Source organism: Tropicimonas sediminicola, assembly GCF_900188335.1.
In the GTDB taxonomy this organism is placed as follows: Bacteria; Pseudomonadota; Alphaproteobacteria; order Rhodobacterales; family Rhodobacteraceae; genus Tropicimonas; species Tropicimonas sediminicola.
This window is the reverse complement of the sequence record NZ_FZOY01000004.1, coordinates 87,563-111,299: the sequence shown is the minus strand read 5'-3', so window position 1 is coordinate 111,299 and position 23,737 is coordinate 87,563. Positions and strand designations below refer to the sequence as shown.

20 protein-coding genes are annotated in these 23,737 nt (G+C 66.0%); 10 read left to right on the top strand and 10 right to left on the bottom strand.

The genetic code is table 11. The annotated features are described in order from the left end of the window. Window positions 1-7: 7 nt before the first annotated feature. Together CHB86_RS11480 and parA are read right to left on the bottom strand one after the other, a co-directional pair. Entirely contained in the window at window positions 8-748 is a 741-nt protein-coding gene (locus tag CHB86_RS11480) for a glycosyltransferase family 2 protein (RefSeq protein WP_089233199.1), read from the bottom strand. 168 nt (window positions 749-916) lie between these two features. Then, a complete protein-coding gene (gene parA / locus CHB86_RS11475; protein ID WP_089233198.1) occupies window positions 917-1,555 on the bottom strand; it encodes a ParA family partition ATPase in 639 nt (212 codons plus the stop codon). A 259-nt stretch (window positions 1,556-1,814) separates the two neighbouring features. Between parA and CHB86_RS11470 the strand changes: the two genes are divergently transcribed. Then, entirely contained in the window at window positions 1,815-3,692 is a 1,878-nt protein-coding gene (locus tag CHB86_RS11470) for an autotransporter assembly complex protein TamA (RefSeq protein WP_141134881.1), read from the top strand. Then, complete coding sequence (locus CHB86_RS11465) at window positions 3,692-8,224, top strand: translocation/assembly module TamB domain-containing protein (protein ID WP_089233196.1); 4,533 nt, start codon at window positions 3,692-3,694, stop codon at window positions 8,222-8,224. Before CHB86_RS11470 ends, CHB86_RS11465 begins: the two co-directional genes overlap by 1 nt. Window positions 8,225-8,248: 24 nt before the next feature. On the opposite strand, the gene uraH is transcribed toward CHB86_RS11465, so the two are convergent. Beyond that, window positions 8,249-8,602 (bottom strand): hydroxyisourate hydrolase, encoded by a 354-nt coding sequence (gene uraH, locus CHB86_RS11460; protein ID WP_089233195.1) that lies wholly within the window; start codon window positions 8,600-8,602, stop codon window positions 8,249-8,251. Between the two features lie 101 nt (window positions 8,603-8,703). On the opposite strand from uraH, the gene puuE reads away from it, so the two are divergent. Together puuE and CHB86_RS11450 are read left to right on the top strand one after the other, a co-directional pair. Further along, window positions 8,704-10,122 carry an allantoinase PuuE gene (gene puuE / locus CHB86_RS11455; protein WP_089233194.1) on the top strand — a complete coding sequence of 473 codons (1,419 nt, stop codon included), beginning with the start codon at window positions 8,704-8,706 and terminating at the stop codon, window positions 10,120-10,122. Next, window positions 10,119-10,610 carry an ureidoglycolate lyase gene (locus CHB86_RS11450; RefSeq protein ID WP_089233193.1) on the top strand — a complete coding sequence of 164 codons (492 nt, stop codon included), beginning with the start codon at window positions 10,119-10,121 and terminating at the stop codon, window positions 10,608-10,610. The genes puuE and CHB86_RS11450 overlap by 4 nt, the downstream gene beginning before the upstream one ends. A 66-nt stretch (window positions 10,611-10,676) precedes the next feature. Here the strand turns inward: CHB86_RS11450 and CHB86_RS11445 are convergent, their stop codons facing one another. From CHB86_RS11445 to CHB86_RS11435, 3 genes are all read right to left on the bottom strand, one after another. Continuing rightward, on the bottom strand, window positions 10,677-12,125 hold the full coding sequence (locus CHB86_RS11445) for a TRAP transporter large permease (protein WP_089233192.1): 1,449 nt from the start codon (window positions 12,123-12,125) through the stop codon (window positions 10,677-10,679). A 3-nt stretch (window positions 12,126-12,128) separates the two neighbouring features. Continuing rightward, window positions 12,129-12,929 carry a TRAP transporter small permease subunit gene (locus CHB86_RS11440; protein WP_089233191.1) on the bottom strand — a complete coding sequence of 267 codons (801 nt, stop codon included), beginning with the start codon at window positions 12,927-12,929 and terminating at the stop codon, window positions 12,129-12,131. 113 nt (window positions 12,930-13,042) lie between these two features. After that, window positions 13,043-14,089: a TRAP transporter substrate-binding protein gene (locus CHB86_RS11435; protein ID WP_089233190.1), complete on the bottom strand. Its 1,047-nt coding sequence runs from the start codon at window positions 14,087-14,089 to the stop codon at window positions 13,043-13,045. A gap of 758 nt (window positions 14,090-14,847) precedes the next feature. On the opposite strand from CHB86_RS11435, the gene CHB86_RS11430 reads away from it, so the two are divergent. From CHB86_RS11430 to arsB, 4 genes are all read left to right on the top strand, one after another. Beyond that, entirely contained in the window at window positions 14,848-15,705 is an 858-nt protein-coding gene (locus CHB86_RS11430) for an arsenate reductase/protein-tyrosine-phosphatase family protein (protein ID WP_089233189.1), read from the top strand. A 96-nt stretch (window positions 15,706-15,801) separates the two neighbouring features. Continuing rightward, window positions 15,802-16,812 (top strand): ArsJ-associated glyceraldehyde-3-phosphate dehydrogenase, encoded by a 1,011-nt coding sequence (locus CHB86_RS11425; RefSeq protein ID WP_089233188.1) that lies wholly within the window; start codon window positions 15,802-15,804, stop codon window positions 16,810-16,812. After that, window positions 16,812-18,080 carry an organoarsenical effux MFS transporter ArsJ gene (arsJ, locus tag CHB86_RS11420; RefSeq protein WP_089233187.1) on the top strand — a complete coding sequence of 423 codons (1,269 nt, stop codon included), beginning with the start codon at window positions 16,812-16,814 and terminating at the stop codon, window positions 18,078-18,080. Before CHB86_RS11425 ends, arsJ begins: the two co-directional genes overlap by 1 nt. Window positions 18,081-18,098: 18 nt before the next feature. After that, complete coding sequence (arsB, locus tag CHB86_RS11415) at window positions 18,099-19,145, top strand: ACR3 family arsenite efflux transporter (protein WP_089233186.1); 1,047 nt, start codon at window positions 18,099-18,101, stop codon at window positions 19,143-19,145. A 324-nt stretch (window positions 19,146-19,469) separates the two neighbouring features. Here arsB and CHB86_RS24190 read toward each other — a convergent pair whose 3' ends face one another. Continuing rightward, window positions 19,470-19,817 carry a hypothetical protein gene (locus tag CHB86_RS24190; RefSeq protein WP_141134880.1) on the bottom strand — a complete coding sequence of 116 codons (348 nt, stop codon included), beginning with the start codon at window positions 19,815-19,817 and terminating at the stop codon, window positions 19,470-19,472. Window positions 19,818-20,038: 221 nt separating this feature from the next. Here CHB86_RS24190 and CHB86_RS11410 point away from each other — a divergent pair, with 221 nt between their 5' ends. Continuing rightward, a complete protein-coding gene (locus tag CHB86_RS11410; RefSeq protein ID WP_176442852.1) occupies window positions 20,039-21,433 on the top strand; it encodes an O-antigen ligase family protein in 1,395 nt (464 codons plus the stop codon). Window positions 21,434-21,509: 76 nt separating this feature from the next. Here the strand turns inward: CHB86_RS11410 and CHB86_RS24185 are convergent, their stop codons facing one another. After that, window positions 21,510-21,779 carry a hypothetical protein gene (locus CHB86_RS24185; RefSeq protein ID WP_141134879.1) on the bottom strand — a complete coding sequence of 90 codons (270 nt, stop codon included), beginning with the start codon at window positions 21,777-21,779 and terminating at the stop codon, window positions 21,510-21,512. On the opposite strand from CHB86_RS24185, the gene CHB86_RS11405 reads away from it, so the two are divergent. Next, window positions 21,778-22,485: a VPLPA-CTERM sorting domain-containing protein gene (locus tag CHB86_RS11405; RefSeq protein WP_141134878.1), complete on the top strand. Its 708-nt coding sequence runs from the start codon at window positions 21,778-21,780 to the stop codon at window positions 22,483-22,485. The two genes, CHB86_RS24185 and CHB86_RS11405, sit on opposite strands and share 2 nt — an antisense overlap. Window positions 22,486-22,554: 69 nt before the next feature. Here the strand turns inward: CHB86_RS11405 and CHB86_RS11400 are convergent, their stop codons facing one another. Both CHB86_RS11400 and CHB86_RS11395 read right to left on the bottom strand, forming a co-directional pair. Then, the gene (locus tag CHB86_RS11400; RefSeq protein ID WP_089233183.1) at window positions 22,555-22,977 is read right to left on the bottom strand and encodes a VanZ family protein; all 423 of its coding nucleotides are present in this window, start codon (window positions 22,975-22,977) and stop codon (window positions 22,555-22,557) included. Beyond that, complete coding sequence (locus tag CHB86_RS11395; protein ID WP_089233182.1) at window positions 22,970-23,737, bottom strand: metallophosphoesterase family protein; 768 nt, start codon at window positions 23,735-23,737, stop codon at window positions 22,970-22,972. Before CHB86_RS11395 ends, CHB86_RS11400 begins: the two co-directional genes overlap by 8 nt.

The following is a 23,737-nucleotide window of genomic DNA, read 5'->3' as shown; positions in this document are numbered from 1 at the left end:
AAATCCCTTAAAAGAACTGCCCGACCTTGCTCAGGTTCTTGCGTGCCAGGACCCCGATACCGCCGACCCCGTTCTTGCGCAACGCGCGGTAGTCCTCGAGGCTCTTGCGCATCACCCGCTCGACCGAGCGGTTGCTCTCGCCGCCGACGCGCATCTTGACGAACACTTCGGGCACATAGACCGCCCGGAACCCCGGCTGGCTGAAGTAACGCAAGACGGAGTCGTAATCCGCCGCGATCGAGAAGCTGGTGTCGTAGGCGCCGCGCGCCTCGACCACACGGCGGCGCAGGAAGAGCGCGGGATGCGGCGGCATCCAGCCGGCCTTGAGCCGGGCGGGCGTGAAGGCGCCGGAAACCCAGTTGCGTACCACCCGGTCGGGGTCGTCCTTGCGGACATAGTGGAGATCGCCAAAGACGGCGTCCACCTCGGGATCCGCAAAGGCGGCGGCCGCCAGTTCGAGTACACGGTCGCTCGCCAGGAAATCGTCCGAATGCAGGAGCCCGATGACATCGCCGCTGGCCCGAGCGGTGGCGCGGTTGAGCGCGTCGTAGATGCCGCTGTCGCGTTCCGAGACCGCCCTGGTCCGGTGGTCCGCCATCTGCTCGACGATGGCCATCGTGCCGTCGCGCGAGCCGCCGTCCTGCACGAGATGCTCGTAATCGGCGTAAGTCTGGCTCTGCAGGCTTCGAATGGCGTCGGCGACTGTCGCTTCGCGGTCGAACGTGGCCGTGATGATGGAGAATTTCATCGCTGATGCGGTCTTTGCAATGCCTTGGCTGGGCGCAGGTGACACGGCACGGCCCGGCTTGGCCAGCCTTCGGATGCGCAAGGAAGGGCAGGCGTGGCCGGGAAACCTCAGTCAGCGGGCCTCTGGTTGCGCGACGCCTGCAAACCGGGCGCGCCGCGCGGCCATCGGTCAGGCTTCGAGCATCCCGGCGATTTCCGCGGCGAGCGCCGCGATCTCCCCGGCGGCCGCCCCGCGGCGCTGCCGTTCGGTGACGCCGAAGCCCAGCCCGAGCGCCTCGGCAAAGACCACCCGGTTGCCGAGGATGGTCTCGGCCACCGGCGCCTCCAGTCCGCGCATCTGCTCGACGATGTCGGCCGCCAGGCGGGTGCCGGTCCGGGCCCGGTTCAGCACCGTCAGGGCCGGCTTCCGGGTTCGGTCGACCAGTTCGAGCACCGCTTCGGTGGCCCAGAGATCGAGCTGGCTGGCGGAGACCGGCACGATCACCAGGTCCGCTTCGCGCAGGGCCGGGCGCAGGTCGCTGTCGGCCTTGGGCGGCGTGTCGACGATCACGAAGTCATTGGTTCGCTTGAGCTTGTCGCATTCGTAACCCACCCCCCAGGCCGAGGCGGTGGAGAAATCCATGCCCGGCGCGCCGCCCGTCGCCTCGTTCCGGGTCATGAACCAGCGCCCCATCGACCCCTGCGGGTCGGTATCGAGCACCGCCACGGAATGGCCTGCGTCCAGAAGATGGACAGCCAGATTGACGGCGACGGTTGTCTTGCCCGACCCGCCCTTCTGCTGCGCCACGGTGATCGTGTATCCGGCCATGTCGTCCCCCGGGCTGACCTGCGCGACTCGCCAAGATATCGTGGCGTAACTGTCGGGGTTCCACAATAGGCGGTGATGCGGTGGCATCGTACGGTTCGGCTGCAGCGGCTCCGCAACTGTGGGAAGCAGAAGGACGTAACGGCAACAATCCGGCTCGACGCCGCATGTTGTATCGCTGTAACAAGAATGCGCGAAACCCCGACGACGCCGCCGCGCCAGCATTGGCAAGCCGGTTTGGCACAGGCTAGGAATGGGCGCGATGAGAAAACCTAAGCTCTCCCTGACACCGCTCGGCACCGCGATGCTGCTGACGGTGGTCGCACTGCCCGCCGCGGCGCTCGAAACCGTTACCGTGAATGTCATCGGCGGCGACGAGGAACTGCAGAAGGAGCTCCAGGGCTCCTCCAAGCTGATGCGCACGCTCGACGAGCAGCAGGCGGCGGAGAAACAGGCTCAGCGCAAGCGGTTCTGGCAACGCAACCAGGAAACCCCGGAACCGCCGACAAGCTCCGAAGTGCTCGCCACCGCCCGCGCGGAATACAAGCAGATGATCTCCGTGCTCTACGGAGAGGGCTATTATGGCGGCGTCATCAACGTCACGCTCGACGGGCGCGAAGCAGCGGACATCTCTCCGCTGAACGCCCCCGCGAACATCCGCAATGCCGTTATCACGGTGCGGCCCGGGCCGATCTTCAAGTTCTCCGAGGCCAGCGTCGGACCGCTCGCGCCCGAGACCGAGATCCCCGAAGGCTATGCTCGCGGCGAGATCGCCCAATCCTCGCTGATCAGCGACGCGGCGCGCACCGCGACGACCGCCTGGCGCGACGCCGGGCATGCCAAGGCCGACCTCGCCGCCGAAAGCATCACCGCGAACCACGGCAGCTCGACGATCTCCTCCCGCCTGACGGTGGAGCCCGGCCCGCGCCTGCGCTTCGGCCCGACCGTCGTCAGCGGCAACCAGCGGGTGCGCACGGAGCGGGTCGTCGCGATTGCCGGCATTCCGACCGGCGAGGTCTACAGCCCCGACGAGGTGAACGACGCCGCCGAGCGCCTGCGCCGCTCGGGTGCGTTCCGCTCGGTGTCGCTGCGCGAGGCCGAGGTCGTCGGCCCCGGTGACCAGATCGCAATCGAGACGAACGTGCTGGAGGATAAGCGGCGGCGGATCGGCGCCGGCGCCGAGATCTCCACCCAGGAAGGCGGACGCTTCAACGCCTACTGGATGCACCGGAACCTGTTCGGCGGGGCGGAGAACCTGCGCTTCGACCTCGATATCGAGAACATCGGCACGACGGTCGCCAACAACGGCGTCGACTACATCCTCAGTGGTGTTCTTCGCCGTCCGGCGACCTTCCGCCCGGATACCGACGTGTTCTTCGGCGGCTATATCGAGCACGAGGACGAGCCCGGTTACCTTGCCGACACGGCCGAGATCGGCGGCGGCCTGACCTGGATCGTCTCGGACACGTTCGAGCTGACGGCCGGTCTCAACTATCGCGCCAGCTCCGTCGAGGATGCCTTCGGGGAACGCGACTACCAGATGATTTCCTTCCCGCTGAACCTCGAATGGGACACCCGGGACGAGGAGTTCGACGCCACCGAGGGCTTCTACGTCGACACCACGCTCACGCCGTTCGCCGGCATTGTCGATATGCCCAACGGCGGTCTGCTGGAGCTCGATGCCCGGACCTACTGGGGTTTCGGCGAGAAGCGCAACACGGTGCTGGCCGGACGGATGCAGTTCGGCAGCCTCTACGGTCCCGAGATCTCCGAAGCGCCGGCAGATTACCTGTTCTTCGCCGGGGGCGGCGGATCGGTCCGCGGCCAGCCTTACCAGTCGCTGGGCACCGGAGAGATCGACGACACGATCATCGGTGGCCGGTCCTACGTGGCGCTCTCGGGTGAGATCCGCAGCTACGTGCGCGGCAACCTCGGCGTGGTGGGCTTCATCGACGCGGGCTACGTGGGGGCCGAGGAATTCTACGACGGCTCCGGAAGCTGGATGAGCGGCGGCGGCATCGGCGTCCGCTACAAGACCGGCTTCGGCCCGATCCGCGTGGATATCGCGACCCCGATCGACGGCGGCCCCGACGATGCCGATTCCGTGCAACTCTACATCGGCATCGGGCAGGCATTCTGATGACATTGGTTCGCTACGCCGCCCCGACCGCCCTGATCCTGCTCGTCGCCGCCCCGGCCGGGGCGCAGGATGACGACGGGGGCTTCATCCAGCGTTTCTTGCAGGACAAGCTGTCCAGCGCCGGCCGCGAGGTCTCCATCAGCGGGTTCGAGGGGCTTCTGGCCGGTCAGGCCCGCCTTGGCGAGCTGACCATCGCCGATGACGACGGCGTCTGGCTGATCCTGCGCGGGGCCGTTCTGGACTGGAGCCGCGCCGCGCTGCTGCGGGGCAACCTTTCGGTCTCGGAGCTGTCGGCGGAAGAGCTGATCGTGGTGCGCAAGCCGATTCCGGGCCCGGACACCGCCGTGCCCGAGGCGCCGAGCGCGGAGGCCTCGGGCTTCGCGCTGCCGGAACTTCCGGTCGCGATCCGCGTGGACAAGCTGGCGATCGAACGCGCCGAACTGGGCGAGGCTCTGCTCGGCCAGGCCGCGGTTCTGTCGCTCGATGGTTCGGTCCAGCTGGCTGGCGGTGACGGCAGCGTCGACATTCGCACCGCGCGGCTGGACGGGCCGTCCGACACGATCTCGCTTCAGGGCGCCTTTGCCAACGAGAGCCGCGAGCTGTCGCTCGACCTCGCACTGAAGGAAGAATCCGGCGGGCTCGTCGGCAACCTGATCAACCTGCCCGGCGCGCCGTCGCTCGACCTGTCGGTCCAGGGGGCCGGGCCGCTGAGCGACTTCGGCGCCGACATTGCACTGCGCACCGATGACCAGGACAGGATCGCCGGTACCGTGACCCTGACTGGCACCGAGGCTGGCGGCACCGATTTCGCGGCCGATATCGGGGGCGACATCACCCCGCTCCTGCCGGCCGAGTTCCACGACTTCTTCGGCGAGGACATCCGCCTCGCGACCCGTGGCAACCGCAGCGCCGAGGGCGCGATCGACCTGTCCGAACTCACGCTCGCTGCACAGAGCCTGTCGCTGGAGGGCAGCGCCCGGATCGGCGCCGACGGCCTGCCCGAGGCGTTCACCCTCGACGGCACGATGGCGAACCGGGACGGCAGCGCCCTGCGCCTTCCGGTTTCCGGCCCGGGGATCTTCGTCGATGGGGTGACTCTTGACGCGTCGTTCGATTCCGCCACCAGCGACCGCTGGACGCTCGAAGCCGACCTGGCAGGGCTCGAGACGGAAACCGCGACGCTGGGCAGTCTCGATCTGAACGGCGAGGGGACGATCACCACCGAGCCCCGCTCCGTGACCGCGAACCTGCAATTCGACCTCGCGGACCTGCTGCTCGCCGACGCCGCCCTGGCCGAGGCAGTGGGCGACGCCCTGAACGGCTCGGCCGTTCTGTCCTGGGAAGACGGCGCGCCGCTGAACATCTCCAGCCTGGAGGTCAACGGTGCGGATTATGGCCTGACCGTGGCCGGAGATCTGCAGACCGAAGGCCGGAGCATGCAGGTCGACGGCGAGGCCAGCCTTCGGGCGGACGACCTGTCCCGCTTCTCCACGATCTCGGGCCAGACGCTCACAGGCCAGGTCACCGCGGACCTAACCGGCACGGCCGACGTGCTTGGCGGCCAGTTCGATATCGCGCTCGACCTCGAAGGCGACGGTCTGTCGATCGGCCAGGAGACGGCCGACCGGCTGCTGACCGAACCGGTCACGCTCTCCACCGCAGTGCGCCGCGACACCGGCGGCACCACGCTCGACAAGTTCGAGCTGCGCAGCCGCGCGATCACCGCGGATGCCGAGGGGGCGGTCGGAGGCGGCACGTCCGACATCGGTTTCACCGCCGCGCTGAGCGACATCGGGCTGGTGATGCCCGGCCAGGAAGGCGCGCTGACGCTTTCGGGCGACGCGCGCGAGGAGGCCGCCGGCGACTGGCAGGTCGGCCTCGACCTCGACGGACCCTGGGATCTGACCGGCACCGTCGATGGCCGCGTGAAGTCCGGCGAGAGCGACGTGACGCTCGACCTGTCGCTGCCCGATATCGCGCCGCTAGTGCCCGGCCATACCGGCCCCGTCAGCGTGAAGGGCCAGGCGGCAGAGACCGGAGCCGCGGGTGCCTGGGACCTCGATCTCGATGTCGGCGGTCCCTATGACCTCGCCGCCGCGGTCGAAGGGCTCTACGCCCCGGGCGAGACCGACGTCTCGCTCGACCTGTCGCTGCCCGATATCGCCCCGCTCGTCCCGGGCCATGAAGGTGCGGTGAACCTCTCCGGTAACGCAGCCGAGACCGACACCGGCGGCTGGCTGTTCCAGTTCGGCGGCACCGGCCCTTACGAGGCCGAGCTCGATCTGGGCGGCAACATCGAACCCGACCAGCCCGGCAAGATCTCCCTGAGCGCCGGCCTGCCCGACATCGCGCCGCTGGTGCCGAGCCTCTCCGGCCCGGTCCGCGCCGAGGGCACGGCGACCGACGCAGGCGATGGCCTGTGGCAGATCGATTTCGACGCCGGCGGGCCGCTCGATGCGGAAGCCTCGGTGGATGGCGTGGTCGGTGGCGGTCAGAGCGACCTGTCGCTCGACGTCTCCGTGCCCGACCTTTCGCCGCTGGTTCCGCAGCTCTCCGGCCCGCTCGACGCGAGCGGCACCGCGAAGGAAATCGGCGATGGCCGTTGGGACGTCGATTTCGACGTGGACGGCCCGAACGGCGCGACCGCCGGGATCGCCGGCGCGGTGGGAAGCACCGGCACGGACGTGGACCTGAGCATTGCCGTGCCCGACGTCTCGCCCTTTGCGCCGGGCATCAACGGCGCCCTGCGTGCCGATGCCTCGGCCGCGCAGGCAGAAGACGGTGCCTGGGATCTCGCGGTCGATGCGACCGGCCCCTACAGCAGCACCGTCTCCGCCGGCGGCACTTACGGAAACGGCGCCTCCGAGCTGTCGTTCGAAGCCGCGATGCCAAATGTCGCGCCGCTCGCCGGCAGCATCTCCGGACCGCTCTCGCTCAGCGGCACCGCGAGCGAGGCCGAGGCCGGTGCCTGGAACGTGGCTGTCGATGCGGGCGGCCCCTACAACACCACGGCCACGGTCAACGGCCAGGTGGGCAACGCGGCGACGGCGCTCGACCTCGCCCTCTCGGTGCCCTCGTTGTCGCCCTTCGCGCCCGGTGTCACCGGCGGCGTCGATGCCACGGGCAGCGTGCGCCAGCAGGACAACGGCTACGCCGTGGACCTGACGACCAGTGGGCCGCAGGGCGCCTCCACGGCCATCGGCGGCACCGTCGCCAGCGATTTCTCGACCCTCGACCTGTCGGTCAACGGCAACGCCCCGCTCGGCCTCGCGAACCTCGCGATCCAGCCGGCCGCCATACTCGGAACGGCCAATTTCGATCTGGCCGTCAATGGCCCGCCGTCGCTGGACGCTGTCTCGGGCACCGTCACGATCAATGGCGCACGGCTCACCACCCCCGGCACGCCGCGCGGTCTGGACGGCATCAACGTGCAGGTGAACCTGAACGGCCAGTCGCTCCAACTCGACGCCAGCGCCAACGGTCCGGACGGCGGCAGCCTCGGCGCGCAGGGCTCGCTGCAACTGGACACCATGAACGCCGACCTTCAGGCGACTCTCAACGAATTCGTCCTCACCGACCCGCTGCTCTATCGCACATCGCTCGGCGGCAGGGTCTCGGTCACCGGTCCGCTGACCGGCGGCGCGACGATCGACGGGCGCATCAACGTCGGGCGCACCGAGGTCCAGATCCCCGAGGGCAGCCTCGGCTACGGCGGTGCGATCCCGGACATGACCCATATCGGCGAGCCGGGCGACGTGTTCCTCACCCGCGAGCGCGCCGGGCTCGTCGTCACCGAGAAGGACTCGGGGTCGGGCAGCGGCGGTGGCGGTGGCCCGGTCTACAACCTCAACGTGCAGGTGAACGTCCCCGGCCCGGTCTTCATCCGCGGGCGCGGTCTCGACACGGAGATGGGCGGCGGCCTGCGGGTGACGGGCACCACGGCGAACCCGAACCCGGTTGGCGAGATCGACGTGATCCGCGGTCGCCTCGACATTCTCGGCAAGCGTCTCGACGTGGATGACGGGCAGGTCTCGCTCGCGGGCGGTCTGCAGCCCTATATCGACATCACCGCCTCCTCCTCGCAGGACGATTTCGAGTTCGTCGCGCGGATCTCCGGCCCGGTCGATGATCCGGAATTCGATCTGACCTCCGTGCCCTCGCTGCCCGAAGACGAGGTGCTCGCGCATTTCCTGTTCAACAAGGGCCTCGACGACCTGTCGCCCCTGCAGGCGGTGCAGCTTGCCAACGCGGTCGCGACGCTTTCCGGACGCGGTGGTGTCGGTGTTCTCGGCAACCTGCGCGAGGGTCTCGGCCTCGACGACCTCGACCTCGCCACGACCGCGGAAGGCGACACCGAAGTGCGCGCGGGCAAGTACATCAGCGACAATGTCTACACGGAGTTCGTCGCCGACAGCGATGGCGACACCGAGGTCGACATCAACATCGATCTCACGAAGAACTTCACGATCAAGGGGACGGCCGAGTCTTCGGGCGACAGCTCGATCGGCATCTACTGGGAGCGGGATTACTGATCCCGCGCCCGGGGCCGTAGCCGCTCAGCTTCCCCGATAGGTCGCGTAGCCGTAGGGCGAAAGCAGAAGCGGCACGTGGTAGTGGTCGGCTTCGGCCATCCCGAAGCGGATCGGCACCGCGTCGAGAAACAGCGGCTCGGTCCCGGCCTGTCCGGTGCGTCGCAGGTAGTCCCCGGCGTGAAAGACCAGTTCGTAGCTGCCGGTCTGGAAGGCGTTCTCCGGCAGGATCGGCGCATCGGTCCGCCCGTCGCTGTTGGTGACCGCTTCGGCGATACTCTCCCGATCCGCCCCGGAAATCCGAAACAGCTCGATCCTTATGCCTTCGGCCGGTCGGCCAAGCGCGGTATCGAGCACATGCGTCGTCAGGTATCCTGCCATCGGGGTCTCCAGCTTGCGTTGCCCCCATGAAGGCGGGAAACTGCGGCCCAGGCAAGCCGCCATCCGGCGGAGCGGAAAATTCAGGCAGAAGAGGGACTTTGATGGAGCGTTACACCCGCGACATGCACGGACACGGCGCCATGCCGCCAGCCGCCGACTGGCCCGGAGGCGCGAAGATCGCCGTGCAGATCGTCCTCAACTACGAGGAGGGCGGCGAGAACTGCCTGTTGCATGGCGATGCCGCCTCCGAGGCGTTCCTCTCCGAGATCGTCGGCGCCGCGCCCTGGCCAGGGCAGCGTCACTGGAACATGGAGTCGATCTACGAATACGGCGCCCGCGCCGGTTTCTGGCGGCTGCACCGGCTGTTCACCGCAATGGGAATCCCGATCACCGTCTACGGCGTGGCCACCGCTCTCGCCCGCTCGCCGGCCCAGGTGAAGGCGATGCAGGAAGCCGGTTGGGAGATCGCTTCGCACGGGCTGAAGTGGATCGAATACAAGGATTACTCGCCCGAGGACGAGGCCGCCCACATGGCCGAGGCGATCCGGTTGCACACCGAGGTCACCGGCGAACGCCCGTATGGCTGGTACACCGGGCGCAGTTCCATGAACACAGTGGAGCTTGCCGCCCGCGAGGGAGGCTTCGACTACATCGCCGATATCTATTCCGACGATCTGCCCTACTGGATCCGCGTCGACGGCCGCGACCAGTTGCTTGTGCCCTATACGCTCGACGCCAACGACATGCGCTTCGCCACGCCGCAGGGCTTCAACTCCGGAGATCAGTTCTATTCCTACCTCAAGGACAGCTTCGACTGCCTGATGGCCGAAGGGGAGGCCGGCGCGCCCAAGATGCTCTCGATCGGTCTGCACTGTCGCCTGATCGGCCGCCCGGGGCGGTTCATGGCGCTCAAGCGGTTCCTCGACTACGCCGCCGGCCATTCCGGCGTCTGGTTCGCGCGCCGCGTGGACATCGCCCGCCACTGGGCTGAACGGCACCCACCCCGCAAGGCCCCGCGCCCCAGCGAAATGCCGCGGGACGCCTTCGTCGCGCAGTTCGGCGGCGTCTTCGAGCATTCCCCGTGGATCGCCGAGCGGGCGCATGGCCTGGAACTTGGCCCGGCGCACGACACCGCCACCGGGGTGCACTCGGCCCTTGCCCGCGCCTTCCGCTCCGCGAGCGATGAGGAGCGGCTCGGCGTGTTGCAGGCCCATCCCGACCTCGCCGGAAAACTCGCCGCCGCGAAACGGCTCACCGCCGACAGCACCGCCGAGCAGGCGAGCGCGGGCCTCGACGCCCTGACCGACGCCGAGCGCGACGCCTTCACCGGGCTCAACGCCGCCTACACGGCGAAGTTCGGTTTCCCCTTCATCATCGCCGTGCGTGACCACGACAAGGCCGGCATCCTCGCCGCCTTCCGCCGTCGCCTCGACAACGACCGCGCCACCGAGTTCGCCGAGGCCTGCACCCAGGTCGAGCGGATCGCCGAGTTGCGCCTGAAGGCGATGGACCTCGCATGAGCCGCCTCACCGCCAAGCCGATCACCGCCGCGGCCTTCTCGCCCTTCGGCGACCTGCTGGAGGCCTCGGGCTCGCCGGACAAGTTGATCAACGAGGGGGCCTGCGGGCGCTTCCACGACCGCGCGAAACTCGATTTCGCGGATGGGCGCGCCGGCATCAGCCTGTTCAAAGCCGAACCCCGCGCCTTGCCCTACAGCTTCGATCTTGTCGAACGCCACCCGGAGGGCAGCCAGGCCTTCGTCCCGATGTCGCGGCATCCGTTCCTGGTGATCGTCGCCCCCGACGAGGACGGCCGCCCCGGCACGCCGCAGGCCTTCCTCACCAGTCCGGGCCAGGCGATCAACTACCACCGCGGCACCTGGCACGGCGTTCTCACCCCGTTGCACGCGCCCGGCCTCTTCGCCGTAGTCGACCGCATAGGCGCGGGCGCAAACCTCGAGGAATACCGCTACCCCGCCCCCTGGACGGTCGAAGGGGGGCCGCGTTAGGCCCCCCTCCATTCTTCTTGGCGAAATTACCCCCGCCGGAGGCAGGCCGCGCGAGCGGCCTTCCCGTCAGTTTCCGTAGGCCACCGAGGGCAGCCAGGTCACCAGCGCCGGGAACTCGAAGACGATGAACAGCCCCAGCAATTGCAGTGCCACGAAGGGCACGACCCCTCGGTAGATATGCCCCAGGGTGATCCCCGGCGGGCAGACGCCCTTGAGGTAGAACAGCGCGAATCCCACGGGGGGTGTCAGGAACGAGGTCTGCAAGGTCACCGCGACCAGGATCGCGAACCAGACGATCGAGGGATCGCGCACCACGTCATACCCCGGCACCGCCAGTTCAAGCCCGCTGATGATCGGCAGCATCAGCGGCATGATGATGATGGTGATCTCGATCCAGTCCAGCAGGAAGCCCAGGAGGAACACGATGAACAGGATGAAGACGACGATCATGTAGGGGTTCTCGAAGGTCGAGAGGACCATGTGCTGAACGATCTCGTCCCCGCCGTAGCGTCGCAGGATGAAGGCGAAGAAGTTCGCTGCGAGGAAGATGCCGACGATGTAGCCGGAGGTGTTCAGGGTCGAGCGGCTGACCTCCTTCAGCACCTTGTAGTTGAGCTTGCCGTTGAAGAGCGCCAGCAGCGTCGCGCCCAGGGCGCCAAGCCCCGACGCCTCGGTTGGCGTCGCCACCCCGGCAAAGATCGAGCCGAGCACCAGCAGGATCAGGAACATCGGCGGCACGACGGCGAGCAGGACCTCCTTCACCACCGGCCAGCCGACATGCTCGGACTTCTCCGGCGGCGGCATCGAGCTGGGCGAGATCAGCCCGTAGACGACGATGAACACGATGTAGAGCGCGCCGAGGATCAGGCCCGGAAACAGCGCTCCCATGAACAGGTCGCCCAGCGAGATCGCCAGCTGGTCGGACATGATGACCAGCATGATCGACGGGGGGATCAGGATGCCCAGCGTGCCGGCGCTCGCGATGGTGCCTGTGGCGATCGGGCGGGAGTAGTTCTGCGCCATCATCGACGGCAGCGCCATGACGCCCAGCAGCGTCACCGAGGCCCCGATCACGCCGGTGGAGGCGGCGAGGATGATCCCGATCAGCAGAACGGTCAGGGACAGGCCGCCGCGCAGGCCCCCGAAGAGCTTCTGCATCGACTGCATCATCCGTTGCGCCACGCCCGACTGGTCGAGCATCAGCCCCATGAAGATGAACATCGGCAGGGCCACCAGCACCGGGTTCTTGACCGTCGAGCCGAAGATCCGGCCCGAGATCGCGGCGAGCCGGCGGTAGTCGATGCCGATCCGGTCGAAGTCGATGATGTCCTTGAACGTCGAGCGGTGCGGGTCGAGCAGGATCTCGGCCACCAGCGCGAAGATCAGGCTGACGCCGACCAGCGCGTAGGCCACTGGCACGCCGCGGAAGAGCAGGAAGATGAAGGTCAGGAACATCGCCAGCACGGCGAGCTCGTTGAGGGTCAGCAGGTTGCCGATCGCTTCAAGAAGTCCCATCGGTCACTCCCCCGAGGCGCGATCGCGCAGCCAGAATACGCCGATCAGCAGAAGTGTGAGCGCCAGCGAGATCAGGATCGTGAAGGGAATTTCCTGGCTGCCCACGTCCCAGGTGCCGAAGATCGGCTGCTTTGTGACCTCCCGATCATCGACCTCGACCGGCAGGCTCAGACGCGTCCCCCACCAGAGCGCGTAGTAGACCGCCAGGTTGACCAGGTACATCGTCGACGGGAAGGCGTAGAGCAGCCGTCTCCAGCGCGCCGGACGGGTCAACCGCCTCAGAAGCCGCACGTAGGCCGCCCAGGCCGCGACACCCATCAGGATGAAGCACAGGTTCATCAGGATCTTGAGGATCCACAGGTTGTGCAACCCGTTCGGGCTGTCGGAGCGCTCCCAGGCCGAAACCGAAGATATCGCGTAGTGCAGGGTCATGTCCCAGCACAGGATCACGAAGGGCAGGAACAGCCAGACGAGTCCGAAGATGTCGATCCGGGCCTTCCGTTCGGGGGAGTAGTTGTCGAACAGGATGTCCACCCGGACATGGCTGTTCGTGGTCACCGCATAGGCGACGCCCGTCAGGACGGCGATCCCGTAGAGCCACCACTGCAGATCGTCGAGCCACGCCTGGTTGTGCCCGGCGGAGCGGAGCACCACCTGCGCGCAGATCGCCACCACGAGGATCGGGAACAGCCAGGCCACGATGTTGCCGACACCGATGACAAATCTGTCGGCGCGGTTGTGTTCCTCCCGTCCGATCTCACCCGGATCGTAGAGTGCAACGACAGATTCCTGCTGTTCGGACATCGCGGGGTGCCTCGTATGGCTGAGAAAAGGATTTCAGAGGCATCGGGCCGCGCCGGGCCCGTGCCTGGAGGACGGCGCCCGAAGGCCCCGTCCGATCGATGCGTGCCTGCGGCTCAGCGCGGGCGCGGCAGGTAGATGTTATTGAACCAGGTGGCGTAACCTTCGCGGAATTCCTGAAGGTCGGCCCAGGTCTTGGCGAAGTGCTCGTCCTCGGCGGCCAACTCCTCGGCAACTTCGAGCCAGGCGCCTTCGAAGGCCTCGAGGAACTCGGGCTCCCACTGCTTGATCGTCACGCCGTGCTGTTCGACGTTCTCGACCATGGCCGGGAAGTTCTTGGCCTCGCCCTCGGCGAAGTTGGTGGCGAGGTTCGCGGTGCAGGCGATCTCGACCTGCTTCTGGGAGAGTTCGTCGAGATCTTCCCAGCGGTCCTTGTTCACCAGGAGTTCAAAGATCGTCGCCGGCTGGTGCCAGCCGGGGAAATAGTTGTACTTCGCGATCTGGTAGAAGCCGAGACGGGCGTCGACCAGCGGCATCGAGAATTCGGTCGCGTCGATCGCGCCGCGCTCCAGCGCCGGGAAGATGTCGCCGCCGGCGAGCAGCGAGGTCGAGACGCCGAGCTTCTGCATGACCTCGGCGCCGAGGCCGAAGAAGCGCATGTTCAGGCCCTGGAGGTCGTCGAGGGAGGTGATCTCCTCCTTGAACCAGCCCGAGGTTTCCGGCGCGTACATGCCGCAGGGGATGACGTGAACGTCGTAGCCGTTCATGTCGTACATCTCCTGGTAGAGCGCGAGCCCGTCGTCATACATCATCCAGGCCAGCATCTCGCCGGGCTCCGGGCCGAACGGTACGGCCGCGAACAGGCCGGCGGAAGCCATCTTGCCCTGCCAGTAGCCTGCCGTGGTGAAGGCGGCGTCTACCGAGCCGTTGGATACGGCGTCCAGTGCCTCCAGCGTCGGGACCAGTTCGCCGGGATCGAAATGCTCGAACTCCACGCCTTCCGAGATCGAGTTGATCTTGTCGACGAAATCGACGGCGGCCGTGCCGAGGATCGGGAGGTTCTTCCCGAAGGCCGAGGTCATCTCGAAGGTTTCCTGTGCCGTGGCGGTCCCCGCGACCGCGACAGTCGTGCCGGCAAGGAAGCCGAAAAGCTTGGTGTTCATTGGTGTCCTCCCTAGACATTCGATATTGGTCTGTTTTTCTTGCCAATATCCTCTGTTCTGCCCGGTGTCGGTGCAGAATTTCAATACCCACAAACCCGTAAGCGGCTCTGGCGGCCGTCTTCGCGGGTTATGTGGCTGATCTCCCCTCGTTTTTGCCGGCGTTGCGTTTCCGCCTCGCCGGCTCTCCCTGGTCCGAGTATGGCCGTCTCGACCCGCGCCCTGTCAACCGCGCGCGCGACAGCGCATTGGCCATTCCTCAAATCAATCGATTGACCTGATCGGTTTGCGGCCAAGCGCAATGCATATCTGGGGGATGTCGATTGAACGACGTGCGCCGGATACGACGAAGGCCGCCGGGGGACCGGCGGCCTTGCGTTCGATCAGGATCTGACGGCCCGCCACATAGTGCGGATGGGCTCGGCAAGATCCCTCATGCTGCCGAACATCATCTTGGCGCCGCGGCGCCGGACTCCGGTCAGCATCTGGTAGCCATGATTCGGATGCATTGTGCACCTCCTGCTCTGATTGCTGCCTTGCCGCATAGGATATAGCCCGGGGCCTCGGAATGGCAACCCAGAAATTATTTAAATATACCCTGGGTATCAAATCTGGTTCCGGAGGCGGTGCTGCAAAGCCGCATGAAGCCAGCAAGGCCCAGTGGCTTGAAATAGACGTAACGCTCGAAACCGGAGATGGTTCCCACGCCCGAGAGCGGAATCCCAATTGACCGGCTCAGACACTTCCATTATTCGTGAATTATGGAAAAGCAGACGGCATCCGCAGCGTTCTTCGCCCTCTCCCAGCCACTGAGGCTCGATATCTTTCGAATCCTCGTGCAATCCGGCACGCATGGCCGTCTGCCGGGAGAGATCGCCGACACGCTGGGCATTCGCCTCAACACCCTGTCAAACAACCTGTCGGTCCTGCTCAACGCCGGGTTGATCCGGCGGGTCCGGGAAGGCCGGAACCTCCGATACACCGCCAATACCGACGAGATCCGGGAACTGCTGTCCTTCCTGCTGGAGGGCTGCTGCCTGTCACGCCCGGAGCTCTGCTACCCCGTCGCCGAACGTTCCAAGAAATTGTTGGAGGCCCCCATGGCCCAAGATACTTACAATGTCCTCTTTCTCTGTACGGGTAACTCCGCCCGCTCCCTGATTGCCGAATCCATCATGAACGAAGAGGGGGAGGGCCGTTTCCGTGCATTCTCCGCCGGGTCGATGCCCGCCTCGACAGGGCCGCATCCGTTCACCATGGAGCTGCTTGCGAACCTCGAGCACGACACCTCGGCGCTCCGCACCAAGAACTGGGAAGAGTTCTCTGGCGTCGACGCGCCGCGGCTCGATTTCGTCTTTACCGTCTGCGACAAGGCTGCCGCCGAGATCTGCCCCGTCTGGCCCGGCCAACCGATGTCGGCCCATTGGGGCGTTCCCGATCCGGTTCGGGTCGAGGGCAACGAGGCGGAGCGGCGGCTCGCCTTTTCCGAGACCTACCGGATGCTGCGCAACCGGATCTCGATCTTCATGAACCTGCCAATCGCGACGCTCGACAAGTTCTCGCTGCAGGTGCGGCTGGACGAGATCGGGCAGGTCTCCGATATCCCCGAGCGGGCGTAGTCAAAGCTTCATACGGAGATCACGGCGCGGCCTGCTATGCGTGGCCGTGCCGACCTTTGAAATTCCAGGAACACAAGTGAAACGGACGACGACACCATGACGAGAATCGCGATCAACGGGCTGGGGCGCATGGGCAAGCTGGCGATGCGGTCCTTCATCGACCGGGGCCTGAACGGCGAGATCGTGCTGCTGAACGACGCGGCAGGCGACCCGGAACAGCACGCGCTGCTGATGGAGTTCGACACCGTCCACGGCCGCTGGCTCGCCGATATCTCGCATGACGCGGACAGCCTGACCATCGATGGTCAGAAGATGCGGCTGACCCGTGAGACGCGGATCGAGGATCTGCCACTCAAGGAGATGGGGATCGACATGGTGGTGGACTGCACCGGGGTCTTCAAGACCGGCGAGAAGGTGCAGCCCTATTACGATGCCGGCGTGAAGAAAGTCGTCGTGTCCGCCCCGGTCAAGGACGGTGGCGCGGTGAACCTCGTCTATGGCGTCAACCACGACATCTACGACCCCGCGCAGCACAACCTCGTCACCGCCGCTTCCTGCACCACCAACTGCCTCGCGCCGGTGGTAAAGGTCATCCATGAGGGGATCGGCATCAAGCACGGCTCGATGACCACGATCCACGACGTGACCAACACCCAGACGATCGTCGACAAGCCCGCCAAGGACATGCGCCGCGCCCGCTCCGCGCTGAACTCGCTGATCCCGACCACCACCGGATCGGCCACCGCGATCACGCTGATCTACCCGGAGCTGAAGGGCCGGCTGAACGGCCATGCCGTGCGGGTGCCGCTCCTGAACGCCTCGCTCACCGATTGCGTGTTCGAGGTGGAACGCGAGACCACCGTCGAAGAGGTCAACGCCCTTTTCAAGGCCGCCTCGGAGGGCGAGCTTGACGGCATCCTCGGCTACGAGACCCGCCCGCTGGTGTCCTGCGACTACATCAACGACGAGCGGTCCTCGATCATCGATGCGCTGTCGACCATGGTCGTGAACGGCACCCAGGTGAAGATCTATGCCTGGTACGACAACGAATACGGCTATGCCTTCCGGCTGGCCGATGTCACCCGGCTTGTCGTGGACAACCTGTGATGGACGACCGCAAGCAGGGCCTCTCGGCCTATATCGCCGTTACCGCCGCCTACTGGGCCTTCATGCTCACCGATGGCGCGCTGCGGATGCTGGTGCTGCTGCACTTCCACACGCTGGGCTTCTCGCCGATCCAGCTGGCCTACCTGTTCCTGCTCTACGAGTTCATGGGCATGGTGACGAACCTCTCGGCGGGCTGGATCGCGGCGCGGTTCGGGCTGACCTCGACGCTCTACGCGGGGCTCGGCATCCAGATCGTGGCGCTGCTGGCGCTCGCCGGGTTGGACCCGGAATGGGGGCTTGCGGCCTCGGTCGTCTACGTGATGGTCGTGCAGGGGCTGTCCGGCGTGGCCAAGGACCTCTCCAAGATGTCCTCCAAATCGGCCGTGAAGCTGCTCGCGCCCAGCACGGGCGACGGGCTGTTCCGCTGGGTCGCCTATCTCACCGGGTCGAAGAACGCGGTGAAGGGCGTGGGCTTCCTGCTCGGCACGGTGCTGCTCGGCACGGTCGGGTTCATCGGATCGGTCATCGCCATGGCGGCGGTGCTGGCGGCGATCCTTGTCGCCATCGCGATCTTCATGCCGAGCGGCCTGCCGCAGGGCCGCAAGGGGGCGAAGTTCAAGGAGGTCTTCTCCAAGGACCGCAACGTGAACCTGCTCTCGCTGGCCCGGGTGTTCCTGTTCGGCGCGCGCGACGTCTGGTTCGTGGTCGGCATCCCGATCTACTTCTACGCGGTGCTCTCCGACGGCTCCGAGGCCGGCAACCGCATGGCCTTCTTCCAGATCGGCACCTTCATGGCGCTCTGGATCATCGCCTATGGCGCGGTGCAGGCCTGGGCGCCCGGGCTGCTGAAGGCGAAGGACAAGACCACCGACCAGATCGTCGCGCTGGCAGTGCAATGGGTGGGTCTGCTCACGCTGATCCCCGCGGCTCTTGCGCTCTGCGCGCTGATGGCCGGGGAACCGACCCAGTGGCTGACGATCACGCTGGTGGCGGGGCTGATGGTGTTCGGCTTCGTCTTCGCCATCAATTCCTCGGTCCATTCCTACCTGATCCTTGCCTTCACGCGAGATGACCGGGTCACGATGGACGTGGGTTTCTACTACATGTCGAACGCCGCCGGGCGGCTGCTCGGCACCCTGCTGTCCGGTCTGAGCTACCAGGTCGGCGGCTTGCCCCTGACGCTGGGCACTGCCGCGTTGATGGCCGGTCTCTCCTGGCTCGCGACGCGCCAGCTCCACGCGGGCGCTCCCCGGACTGCCCCTACCTAATTCATCGAAAGTCCTCAGATGTCCCGTTTCGAACGCTACCTCACGATCTGGGTCGGGCTGGCCATGCTCGCCGGCCTTGTCCTTGGCAATATCGCCCCCGGCCTCGTCACCTTTGTCGCCGGTGCGGAGCTCTTCTCGGTGAACCTGGTGGTCGCGGTGCTGATCTGGGCGATGGTCTACCCGATGATGATCGGCGTCGATCTCGGCTCGATCCACGATGTCGCCAAGGCCCCCAGGGGGCTGATCATCACGCTGGTGGTGAACTGGCTGATCAAGCCCTTCACCATGGCACTGCTCGCCGTGCTGTTCTTCGAGCACATCTTCGCCCCCTGGATCGCCCCCGCCGACGCCCAGCAATACATCGCCGGCCTGATCCTGCTCGGCGCCGCGCCCTGCACGGCGATGGTCTTCGTCTGGTCGAACCTGACCCGGGGCGATCCGAACTACACGCTCGTGCAGGTGACGGTGAACGACCTCATCATGGTCGTCGCCTTCGCCCCGATCGTGGCATTCCTGCTGGGCGTGACCGAGATCGCCGTGCCATGGGAGACGCTGCTGCTGTCGGTCGTCCTCTACATCGTGCTGCCGCTGATCGCCGGCCTGATGACCCGCCGCCACCTCGGCACGCCCGAAGCCATCGCCGCCTTCAAGGCCAGGGTCTCGCCCGTCTCCGCCGTGGCGCTCGCCGTGACCGTGGTGATCCTCTTCGCCCTGCAGGCCGAGACCATCGTCGCGCGGCCCGCAGCGATCCTGCTGATCGCGGTCCCGATCATCCTGCAGAGCTACTCGATCTTCGCGCTCGCCTACGGGGCCGCGTGGGCGCTCAAAGTCCCGCACCGGATCGCTGCGCCCTGCGCGATGATCGGCACGTCGAACTTCTTCGAACTGGCCGTCGCCGTGGCGATCAGCCTCTTCGGCCTCGGCTCCGGCGCGGCCCTGGCGACCGTGGTCGGCGTGCTGGTGGAGGTCCCGGTGATGCTCTCGCTCGTGGCCTTCGCAAACCGCACGCGGCAGAGGTTCGACGCGGGGGACGGAGAAGAGGCCCGCGCGACCGAGGGAAAGTGAACTCAGATCCGTGCCCCGCGCCCCGCGCATATCCACAAGGACGGCGGAAGGCCCGTGGCAAGGGGCGGAACAGTCGCGGCTGCCGAAATGGCATGACTCCGGTGGGACAGAGCTTTCGAGACCGGCTCATTGGGGCATTCACCCCCCAGATATCACCGATTGTCAGGACGAAAGCCGCATTGACTTGGGAGCGACCCGGCGCGCACCGAATTCAATCCGGCGTGTCCGCCAAAAACAATTTGGCGGACTGGGTCCTACAGCAAGATCTGGTTGCACTTGTGAGGTCTGAGCGCTCGGTCGTTACCTTGCGCTCAGTTCACGACCTCAGCCTGTTGTGCACTGGTTCTGATTGTACTGCGAAGAAGCCGAACTTGCGATGTACGGGCTATGGCAGGCGCACAGCTTGTCATCCGAAGGATTGTTGTTGCTGGAACAGCAGGAGTTCAGCCAGGTCGCCTGATCCGCGTAAATCTGTTGAGCCACGGGGTCGTTGGGCGAGTTAGTATACAGAACAAAAAGCTGGTCGTATGCCGCCTTGGCGCCGCTACCGTTGCATGTGTTGCTCGGGAATGCGACTTGACCAAAGGCGCTTCCGCCAAAGATGGCGAAACAGGCGCTTGCGAAAAGGATGGATCGGGAATGGCTCACACGTGAAAGTACAAGCTTCGTCATTTCAAACGGCTCCTGTCGACGAAATTGAAATCCGGGTACCATGCCTCCATCCTGGCGGTCAAACGATCATTGGTGTTGCAGCAATCTCATGCTCGGAACTGGCCATTTGCCAACAATTCGATACCTTCTCCGAGCCCGTTGCCATATAGCCGTTGCATGCAAAATAAGCATTGGGGCGCGGATTGATGGCAGGTGGACGTTTCGGTTCGAAAAGCGCTTCGTTGAGTCGCGGTCGACCGGAAGTGTTGTGGCGCCAGCTCGCACAAGCAACTGTCGGATGGGCCGCGCTGGCTCTTGTGCTTGCGGTCGCCTTCCTGAATGGCGGCATCACGCCGATCGCATGGGTCGTGCTTTACGCCGGCATCCTGCTCTTGTTTGCCTTCCAGCTTGTGCTCGACCTTGCGACCGAGGTTCCCCTGCCTGCCCGGCGTGTGCTGCCGGTGGGCATTCTATATTTCGCGGCGCTAGTCTGGCTGCAGGTTCAGACTGTCGGCGGTATGGCGGAGCCTTTGGCGCATCCGATCTGGCAGATTGCCCCGGGTGGCGGGGGGCAGTCGATCTCGGCCCGGCCGGAGCTCGGGCAGCAGGTGGTGTTGCGGCTGACCTGCTACGCGATGATCTTCTGGGTCATCCTGCGCAGCGCGGGGTCGGGGGCCCTGGCGACGGATTTCATCCGGGCCATCGCCATCTTCTCGATGGTGCTGGCCGTCTACGGCATCCAGGCGCAGGTTTCCGGGGTCAACCCGCTGATCGGGTCGGAGGTCGAGGGCAACGCCGTGCGGGCGAGCTTTACCAACCGAAATTCCTACGCGACCTATGCGGCCTTCGGCGTGCTCGCCAATTTCGCCGCCTACACCGGCATCACGGCGGGGGGCGAGGGCGGTACGGCGCTGGCGAGCCTGCGCAATTTTCTCGAACGTTTCTTTGCCGGTGGGTGGCTGTTCGGGCTCGGCGGGCTGATCTGCCTTGCGGCGCTGATCCTGACCGGTTCCCGGGCCGGCGGCGCCTCCGGGCTGATCGGTGTGCTGGTGTTCGCCCTGGCGCTCCGCAGCCCGAAGGGCGGTAACATGCGGATGGTCTGGGCGATGGTGGCGGCAATCGCCGCCTTCGTGCTCCTGACGAGTTCCGGGTTCCTTCTGGAGCGACTGGAAACCACGGGCCCGGATCTGCGCTTCGAGGTTTATCCCTACGTCGTCGAAGGCGCGCTCGATCGGCCTTTGCTCGGGCATGGCGCCGGGGCATTCCACGACACCTTCCGGGCCTACGTGCCGCTCGTCGCGGCGGGTGCCGGCGAATGGGCAATGGCGCACAGCAGCTACCTGGAGAATGCCTACGAATTCGGCCTGCCGGCGGCAGCGGCTTTCTATCTCGCGCTCGGGATGATCGGCTGGCGGCTGATGCTCGGCGTGCTACGCCGGCGGCGGAACCGCGTCGTGCCCGCCTTTGCGCTGGCCTGTTTCGTCGTCGCGGCGCTCCATTCGCTGGTCGATTTCAGCCTGCAGATCCCGGCGGTCCCGGCTGCTTTCGCGGCCATCCTCGGTCTTGGCTGGGCGCAGAGCTTTTCCTCCTCGGAACTCGACCGAGGCTCCGGCAGACGCAAGCGCTCCGGCGCTTAGCGACCTCAGCCGGACCGCAGAATCGCATGCCGCCGATTCGCCGACCGGGACGGAACAGCGCTGAAATGCCGGGCTTTCATCTGCCAATCTTTGCGGCGTTCGCGCTCCGACTGTGCCGAATTTGCGCCATTCCATGGAAACCTCGAAACTTGGACGACATGGGGAGAAAATCGTTAATGAAGATTTGACCTGGTCGGGATGTCCAAATATGGATTGGGTCGTGGGCGAGCGCCGCGCTTTGGTATTTTTGGGGCACTATGATGTTTGCACGATTTCTGACGACTTTGACGATCTCTGGTGGATTGGCCTTGGCCGCGTCGGCCGTTTCTGCGAGCAGCTTCAACATGTCCTGGACGCCGGGACCGTTCGGCTACCCGGGTGACTACAAGTGGGACACCTTCAAGACGCGCGCGAACCTCAGCGGGGGCCAGGCCACGGCAGGCGCCTTCGAGCTGACCGCCACGCTTCCGGACACGTCGAGCTTCGATTTCACGGCATTCTCGCTGGATCTCGAGAAGCCCCTGATCGCCAACCAGCAATACACCGTCACCAACTGGCCGTTCAGCAACGGTGGCGTGGACCTCACCGATCAGCAGGAAACCGCGATCCAGGCGCTGTTCGACATCGCCGATCCGATGTCGCTCGATTTCACGACCAACGAGATCTATTCCTCGGGCTTCCAGCTGGCGCTGTACGAAGTGGTCTACGAGACCTCGGGCAACCCTTACACGCTCGCCTTCGAGAGCAGCGGCACGACCACCTTCTACGCCGAGCCGACGGATTACTCCGATACCGGTGAAGTCGGGGCGGTTGCTTTTGCGAACTCGATCCTGTCGACGCTCAACTCCGGCACCGGCTGGGTGAGCGGCGCCTACGAGCTCTTCTGGCTTCAGAACACCAACAACGTTGGCGAGAACCTTGTCAGCGGTTACACCGTCGGTTCGAACCCGGGCTTCCCGGCCGCGCCGATCCCGCTCCCGGCGTCCGGCCTGCTGCTGATTGGCGGTCTCGGGGCGCTTGCCGTGGCCCGGCGCCGGCGCAAGGTCGCCTGATCCGGACCGGGAACGGTATCACATCGCGATACGAATGAACGGGGCCTCCAGCGGGGGCCCTTTCTCGTTCTAGCAGTCGGGGCGGCTGCCGTGACCCTGCAGAACGAAGCCGCGCACGGCGAAGATGAGACCGGAGCCGAGGATGGCGCCGCACAGATTGGCGGCCAGGTCCCCGACAGAGACCTGTCGCGTCAGCGTGGTGGTCTGCGCCAGCTCGACCGCGACGGCGAAGGCCAGAACGCCAAGAAAGACGCGCAGCGGACGGCGCGGGAACGCCAGGGCGGCAAGCGCGGCGAGGAAGGTGTGCATCCCGAAATGCGCCATTTCCTGTCGGCCCTGCACTGTCCGGACCAGCATCCGGGGCAGGTGGTCCGACAGGCTGAGCCAGAGCGATGCTGCGAGCGCCAGCATGAAGATCGTCAGGCAGAGCAGCCGCGTGAGTGCGCCCGCATCGGCCGGCGATGCGGCCACTGCGATCGGCCGTTCAGTCATCCAGAACGTCCACGGTGATGATCTTGACGTCCTCGTCGATGCGCGCGGCGGTCAGGCGACCGGAGTAATAGGCGCCGGTGTCGAGACAGATCCGGCGCGATGTCACCACGGGATCGGGGGCGTCGTAATGCCCGTGGACCACGAGCATGCCGTTGACGCCGCCGGTCTCGACGAAGTTCGAGCGCCCCCAGAGCACCGCTTCCTCGTCGGTCGTCGTCGGGTCCTGCGGGTCGAGCCCGGCATGAACGCAGACCACGTCGCCCGAGCGGTAGGAGAGTGGCATATTCCGGAGGAAATCCACATGCGCGCCCATCTTCTGGCGCAGCTGGATTGCGGTATCGCGCAGTTCATGGCGCGGACCGTCCATCGAAGGGAAGCGGATCTGGTAGCTCGCGAGGGTCTGCAGCCCGCCAAAGCGCAGCCAGGACTTGTTGCGCTCCGGATCCTCCAGGAAGGCGAGCAGGGCGGCTTCGTGGTTCCCCTTGAGGAAGATCGGCTCGTTACCGAACCGCATCATTGCCTCCAGCACGTCCCGCGAACGGTCGCCGCGGTCGATGTAGTCGCCGAGGAAGACCAGCTTCGGCTTTCGTCCGTCGCGCGGGGCCTTCTCGTGATCGGCCGCCAGCCGCGCCATCATCGACCGCAGGAGGTCGAACCGGCCGTGGATGTCGCCGACCACGTAGAGCCGATCTCCCGCCGCCGGATAATGGGGCGCGGTTTCGGTCTTTTTCTGTTTTCGGCTCAGCAGGCTGCGGATCAT